The organism is Halomonas sp. Mc5H-6, from assembly GCF_024124705.1.
GTDB lineage: Bacteria > Pseudomonadota > Gammaproteobacteria > Pseudomonadales > Halomonadaceae > Vreelandella > Vreelandella subterranea.
Genome location: NZ_JAMXSI010000007.1, coordinates 202841 through 209262 on the forward strand (window position 1 = coordinate 202841; position 6422 = coordinate 209262).

The window sequence follows — 6422 nt, forward strand, 5'->3', positions numbered from 1 at the left end:
CGTGGCCGATTATCCAGGGTTTATTGCCATTGAGACAGGCGAAGATGATGGCCTACCCCTAGCCATTGCCTGGTCACTAACCGATGGTCGAGTTAAACAGACATTGATCCACCCGGACGATAGCTGGATCAAGGAAGATACCAATGCCATGGGTGCCTACAGTATCGAAGAGCTGGAGAGCCTGGGGGTAAGCCCCCTTGAAGTGATCCGCGAGCTTGAGAACGACCACTTTTCCGCGACGCTATATACCAGCGATAACGGCGATGATGAAGCTGCCCTTGCGCGTCTCTTCGACACCTATGGACTCGATCCTTTTGTTGAACTGGCCCCCGCATCGGTTCTCTATCCGTCCATCACGCCTGGCGAATGGCATCGCCAGCGCCGGGAAACATTCAGCGAGTTGGGACTCGAGCCCATGCGGCCCGAACATGAATTGGAAGTCATGCTGTCTTTACACCAGAGACTAACCGAAGACGATTAAGCGCTCGCCATTGAGCCCGCCCGATCCAGCACGGCATGCCCATGGGCCACGGCCTCGGTCAGCGTATCCTGGTGGCGATAGTAACGCGCCAACGCACAGGCAAAGGCGTTGGCGCGTACTGGCAGGCCTTCTTCCTTGTAGCGGGCGGCGCGCTGGGCCACTTTTTCGGCAAATGCTTCACGATCCACCGCGGCATCGCCACCCAGGTTATCAACGCTGACATGAAACTCACGCCCACACGCCTCGGCAAACAGTGATTCCAGCGCTTGTGGGGCTATCTCGGACTGCTCGAATGCGCGTTGTTGTTCAGCATCCCGGCCATCCGGCAAATACCAGTAGCCATAGTCTTCTTTTTGTCGCCGCTCGGTCCCAGCGATACACCAATGACTGATTTCGTGTAACGCACTGGCGAAAAAACCATGAGCAAAAATAATTTGATGGTAAGGCGTCTTGTCGTCAGCCGGTCGATAAAGGGGTTCCTCCCCCCCTTTTACCAGGCGGGTTTGATAACGCTCGAAAAAGACGCCATCGAATAATGTCATCACTTCGTCGAGCGTCCATTGCGGTTGGGTGTTACTCACATTAGCCTCATCAGCAGCATAATTTTGCCCAGTATACCTGCTAATCTAGCGAGCTTTGAGGGCCGCTTTGCTCAGGAGTTATCCCGTGGGTCGTGTGTTGGAAACATTCAATCCGGTTGACTGGCTTGAAACGCGCCAACTTGTGCGTCTGGCGCTTCCCATCTGTGGCGCTCAGCTTGCCCAGGCGGGCATGAGCGTGGTCGATGTCATCATGACAGGTCGCCATGATGCCACTGCGCTGGCTGCCGTCTCGGTGGGTTCCAGCCTGTGGATGCCATTAATGCTGTTCATGACCGGCACCTTAATGGGCCTGACGCCCATCGTCGCGCACCTGCTGGGCGGGCAGCGCCACACCGCCATTCGACCCGCAGTACATCAGGGGCTCTGGGTTGCCATCGTATTGGGGCTGTTGGCGGCACTGCTGCTTTGGGTAAGCGTACTGCCCATTTTCGAGCTAATGGAAGTGCCAACGCAGGTAGCACACGCCTCCGCTGCGTATCTCGCCGCCGTCGCCTTTGGAATGCCGGGCATCGCCCTTTTCCAGGCGCTCAGGGCTTTTTCGGATGGCATGAACCATACCCGGCCTGCCCTATGGATCAGTCTGATTGGCTTGGCTGTCAACATACCTGCCAACTACCTACTGATCAACGGCGGCGACGGCTTGGCCAGCCTGCTGGGGCCATGGTTGCCCAGCGCAGTACAGCAACTGCCTGCATTGGGCGCGCTGGGCTGCGGCATCGCCACGGCGCTGTCCATGTGGACCATGGCGATCGCGATGGCCATTTACACCCACTACACCAATCATTATCACGGCATCTCATTGTGGCAGCGCTTATCGCTTCCTAATTGGCCCGGCATTAAGGAACTCCTGGTGGTCGGTGTCCCCATTGGCGTGGCCATTTTCGTCGAGGTTACCCTGTTCACGCTGATTGCCTTATTTATAGCCAGCTTTGGCGAAGTCACCGTCGGCGCCCATCAGATCGCTCTGAGTTACACCACTATTCTGTTTATGCTGCCCATGTCGCTTAGCATGGCGCTAACCGTCCGTGTGGGGAATACGCTAGGGCAACAACGAATGTCACATGCCCGCCGTGTGGCCTGGAACGGTATTATCATCAGCGTCATTGTCGCTGCTTTGAATAGTCTGCTGCTATGGACAACAGCCGCGCCTGTCATTGCGCTCTACACGTCCAATCAAGCCATACAGTCACTGGCACTCTCGATTATTGCCCTGGCGGCCATTTTCCAGCTCTCCGATTCGCTTCAGGTAAATCTGGCGGGCGCCCTCAGGGGCTATAAGGATACGCGGATCGTCATGGTCATTACGGTATTGTCATATTGGCTGGTGGGCCTCGGCGGGGGGCACTGGCTGGGATCGCAAGGGCTGGGCAATGCCTTTGGCCCACTGGGCGTGCATGGCTACTGGATCGGCTTGATTGCGGGCTTGAGCACTGCTGCCTTGCTTCTGGCCTGGCGGCTGCACGTCATAAGCCGACGCACCTCTGCTATCAGGAGTCAGCATGAAACGCTTTGACTGGATATGGGTTTTACCCTTGACGCTGCTCGGCTGCGCCGACCCGCATCAGGCAGAGGCGCCCTGGGAGGCTTACCACCAGCAGCTTGAAAGCGCATTGGCCGATGGGCCTGTCGAGACGCACCCACCGCCTAATATCGGTGCGTTTCCGGCTCGTGAAGCGCGCCTGTTCGACATCGAAGAAACCCGCGACTCACTGCTCAACGTCTATGCCTTGCGCGAATGCGAGATCACATCCCTCGTCGCCGCCCGCAATAATCAACTGGGCAAGGTCGCTCCACCCAGCCAGCAATGGCTTTATGAACGAACGCTGTGGCAACGTTTAACGTTATGCTGGACAAGCGATGTTCCTGACGCACTGAGTGCAGAAAACCGTGAACGACTGAATCAACTGATGCATACCAAAACAGCGCAGCTGCCCTATGTCAGTTGGAATGCCATTTTTGACTCTGACGAATGGACCGACAGTTTTGCGCGGGCCAGTCACCCTCTGAAGATCGACGCCATGCCGTCGATTGAGCCCCAGCTTGAAGCCGTGCGCTACCTGCAGCAAATGGTGGAGCATCAATTCAGCCTCGCTTGGCAGCAGGACTCATCAAGACTGGAAGAACAACTTAATAGGCTACGCACGCGCCCTTTGACCGCCGAGATGTTGCGCACGCTCATGCTGGCGGCTCAACGGCTTGAAGACGCCAGCAAATACCTGAATGAGCATGCCAGACCAGACGAAACCTGCCTCCCTCGATGGAACAAGCAACATCTGGCCGACCTGTCTAATGTGGCCAGGCGATGGTTGACCGCGGTCAATGGCGTGATCGAACGCCACCCCATCGCCGCGCCCGAGGCAATACAGGCTTACCAGTCCAGTTGGCTATCACTGCAGGCGCCCGATACCCCCTGGCAACGCTATCAGGCCGCCATCAAATCCCATGAGCGCGCAAGGGCTCAATTTTCTAATTGCGCGTCTAATTAAAACGTCGTTTACCCTTAACCTTCGAGCCAACCTGTGCTATTGGTGAAGTATGCGGCGAACAGATGCACGTCTGGTTTGCCAATGTCGTGGCCACGCAGTACGAAGGAGGGACTCTATGGGCGCACCCCTGTCACCCCGCTCTGCCCAGGTCATCGACCTGGATTCTGTACGTCAGCGTCAACTGGCGCAAAAGACCCTTGTGCGTCTAGCGCCAGAGCTGGATGGGTTGGAAATGGTATATCAGTTGGCGTCGGATCCGGACAGCTATTATGGAATGCCCCTGCTTGCCTGGGGCCTCAGGGAGGACGGCAATGTCGTCGGTTTAGTCCCGTGGATGGAGCAGCTAACCGATTGCCATGAACTTCACCGTCATGAAGATGGGCGATTTATTGGCTATCGCGACCCTGAAACGGAAGAAATCTTCACCTCGCCGCCAGACCACAAAGCCGATGAGCTTGCCTCCGCCGCGGAGTATTTCGAGTACGAACCTTCAGGTGATATCACCCTTATCCAGCAATTGCCCGATACGTTAGGCACCCATGCCTTATGCATGAACCAGCCCGATAGTCCCTGGCATATGAAGCCCGTCTACGGCTGGCGACTTTATAGCGACGGTAGCATTGATGCTCTGCTTGCTGATGAAGATAAAGCAACAATGACACCCATCTTATTGGGGGATGACTGCCTATACAGCGCAAAGTCGATGCATCAGAGCGTCTACTTCTTTCAGCGCCATATTGCCAATCGCATTCTTGAGGAAGACCCCGCTACCCTTGACGCACTGGCCATGGTCGTGTTGCCACAGAAATAAGAGGGCGCACGGGTTATCAAAATAACCCGCGCGACCCCGCATCGGCTATGCCAAGCGTATAAAGTACCAATACTGGTCAGAATCGGAAGTTTGCTGCAATAGCTCATGGCCTAGAAATTGACAGAACTTAGGCACATCACGGGTGGTTGCTGGATCTGTTGCAATGACCTTCAATATATCGCCAGAGGCCATATCGCGGACTTTATTGTGCATCAGCATGATCGGCTCGGGGCAATAAAGGCCACTGGTATCCAATAGCGCATCGTGATGTGGCGCATCCTTTATAATGTCAGACATCGATACCCTCGGAGTTGAGACTTAACCTATGATCAAAATCATCATTGAACGGCGAATTATGCCCGGCCTTGAAGAAGAATATGAACAGGCCGCCCGCGAGGCCATGCGGGCTTCATTGGGCGCTCGCGGCTTTGTCGGCGGCGAAAGCCTTGTTGAACTTGGCCACACTGACCGCCGTTTAATGATTACCAAATGGCGCAACCTGCGTGCCTGGAATGAATGGCATAACAGTGAAGCGCGTGCCAACGCAATGCAGCAAATTCTACCGCTTCTGACAGAAGATGAAACAATTCGAATTTATGAAGCCAGTTACTAAGTCAACAGGCCCTAAATCAGCTTGGCGTCAATGCTTCAGCCTTACGTGCACTGTCACTTCTTCGCGGTCATGGTAGAGATGGCGGCACGCAATATCTGCTGACACGCTTGCCTGGGATAATGAGCTCTCCAACATCGCCAGGCAACGTGATACCTCTTCCCAGCGCTTCTTCATTGGCAGCTTGAGGTTAAAGATGGCCTCGCGGCACCATTTTCGCGTTAACCAGCGCTCGACCATCGCCAGGACGCGTACCGGTTTATCAACAATATCGCATACCAGCCAATCCAGACGCTGCGGCGGCTCCCAGGTAAAACCATCTTCCTTAAGGTGATCAATCTGCCCTGTCGCCATCAATTGTTTATCCATGGGCCCATTATCGATGGCATAAACGTACATGCCCCGTTGAACGAGCTGCCATGTCCACCCACCTGGCGCCGCGCCCAAGTCCGCTGCCTGCATATTGTCCGCCAGGCGGTCATCCCACTCCTCGCGCGGTATGAATTCATGCCACGCTTCTTCCAACTTTAATGTGGAACGGCTGGGCGCACGCGAAGGTGAGCGGAGACGACGAATACCATTGATCAGCTCGCTTCTGTTACCTGGAAAGCTCATTCCCAGCTGTACCCTATCACCCGCTGTCCAGAATATATGTAGCCGCCGCGCACCGGCTTTCCGCCTTAACGCCCCGCGTTTTTTCAACATACTTTCCAGTGGCCTGGTAAGCGCCTTGATCAGACCGGCCAGCGCTTTACCATCGTTGGTATCAGGCGTTTCGTGCCAGATCTCTTCAAAACTCCAGCGGCTGGCTTTTATCTGTTCCAAGATCGGCGTCAAACGATCATCACGGGATAGCGTCAGTGTCGGCAGTGCCGCCAGGCTCTGCCTCGAAAAAATCAACTTGTTAAACGCGGCCTGGCGATGCAGGTCGTTGATCGGCTCACCATCGGCCTGGGTTAAACTTACCCATCCTTCACCATAGGACGGTACACAGTTAATCTCATTCAAGGCGGCGTGATGCTGCAGTTCTGACAGTGCATCATGCTCGAACCCAGGACGGCAATAGACTAACCATGACGTAGGTACCGTTTCACTCACCACTTCACCTCAAATTTACCCATCACAAACGGTATCAGCCGCTGGTTGATTTTATCGACGCGCATCATAGCACTTATAAGGCTCGATTTATTTTGTTCGTCCCATAACAAAAAACCCCAGCTCCTTTTGGAACTGGGGTTTTTCTTAATAGGTGCCTGACGATGTCCCGGCCGACGCTCCGGAGGGCGGCTCTCCGCTACTCTCCATGGGAGACCCCTAAAACAAAAAACCCAGCCGGTTGGCTGGGTTTTCTGCGGTATAGGTGCCTGACGATGACCTACTCTCGCATGGGGAGACCCCACACTACCATCGGCGCGAAGCGGTTTCACTGCTG

8 protein-coding genes are annotated in these 6422 nt (G+C 55.2%); 5 read left to right on the plus strand and 3 right to left on the minus strand.

Annotation, left to right across the window (positions count from 1 at the left end; all coding sequences use genetic code 11):
* Position 1 precedes the first annotated feature (1 nt).
* Positions 2 to 481, plus strand: coding sequence for a hypothetical protein (locus NH395_RS12090; protein WP_066317435.1), 480 nt, complete (start codon positions 2 to 4; stop codon positions 479 to 481).
* On the opposite strand, the gene NH395_RS12095 is transcribed toward NH395_RS12090, so the two are convergent.
* A complete protein-coding gene (locus NH395_RS12095) occupies positions 478 to 1062 on the minus strand; it encodes an elongation factor P hydroxylase (protein WP_253025103.1) in 585 nt (194 codons plus the stop codon). The two genes, NH395_RS12090 and NH395_RS12095, sit on opposite strands and share 4 nt — an antisense overlap.
* An 85-nt stretch (positions 1063 to 1147) precedes the next feature.
* On the opposite strand from NH395_RS12095, the gene NH395_RS12100 reads away from it, so the two are divergent.
* From NH395_RS12100 to NH395_RS12110, 3 genes are all read left to right on the plus strand, one after another.
* The gene (locus NH395_RS12100; RefSeq protein ID WP_253025105.1) at positions 1148 to 2596 is read left to right on the plus strand and encodes an MATE family efflux transporter; all 1449 of its coding nucleotides are present in this window, start codon (positions 1148 to 1150) and stop codon (positions 2594 to 2596) included.
* Positions 2583 to 3569: a DUF3080 family protein gene (locus NH395_RS12105; RefSeq protein WP_253025107.1), complete on the plus strand. Its 987-nt coding sequence runs from the start codon at positions 2583 to 2585 to the stop codon at positions 3567 to 3569. The genes NH395_RS12100 and NH395_RS12105 overlap by 14 nt, the downstream gene beginning before the upstream one ends.
* Positions 3570 to 3684: 115 nt before the next feature.
* A complete protein-coding gene (locus NH395_RS12110) occupies positions 3685 to 4380 on the plus strand; it encodes a hypothetical protein (protein ID WP_092829373.1) in 696 nt (231 codons plus the stop codon).
* A gap of 45 nt (positions 4381 to 4425) precedes the next feature.
* Here NH395_RS12110 and tusA read toward each other — a convergent pair whose 3' ends face one another.
* Complete coding sequence (gene tusA, locus NH395_RS12115; protein ID WP_253025109.1) at positions 4426 to 4677, minus strand: sulfurtransferase TusA; 252 nt, start codon at positions 4675 to 4677, stop codon at positions 4426 to 4428.
* A gap of 28 nt (positions 4678 to 4705) precedes the next feature.
* Here tusA and NH395_RS12120 point away from each other — a divergent pair, with 28 nt between their 5' ends.
* Positions 4706 to 4993, plus strand: coding sequence for an antibiotic biosynthesis monooxygenase family protein (locus NH395_RS12120; RefSeq protein WP_253025111.1), 288 nt, complete (start codon positions 4706 to 4708; stop codon positions 4991 to 4993).
* 27 nt (positions 4994 to 5020) lie between these two features.
* Here NH395_RS12120 and rlmM read toward each other — a convergent pair whose 3' ends face one another.
* Complete coding sequence (rlmM, locus tag NH395_RS12125; RefSeq protein ID WP_253025113.1) at positions 5021 to 6091, minus strand: 23S rRNA (cytidine(2498)-2'-O)-methyltransferase RlmM; 1071 nt, start codon at positions 6089 to 6091, stop codon at positions 5021 to 5023.
* Positions 6092 to 6422: the final 331 nt, after the last annotated feature.

Coding starts and splice junctions, on each gene's coding strand:
- NH395_RS12105 (WP_253025107.1), top strand. CDS start 2,583: ATGAAACGCTTTGACTGGATATGGGTTTTACCCTTGACGCTGCTCGGC.
- NH395_RS12110 (WP_092829373.1), top strand. CDS start 3,685: ATGGGCGCACCCCTGTCACCCCGCTCTGCCCAGGTCATCGACCTGGAT.
- tusA (WP_253025109.1), bottom strand. CDS start 4,677: ATGTCTGACATTATAAAGGATGCGCCACATCACGATGCGCTATTGGAT.
- NH395_RS12120 (WP_253025111.1), top strand. CDS start 4,706: ATGATCAAAATCATCATTGAACGGCGAATTATGCCCGGCCTTGAAGAA.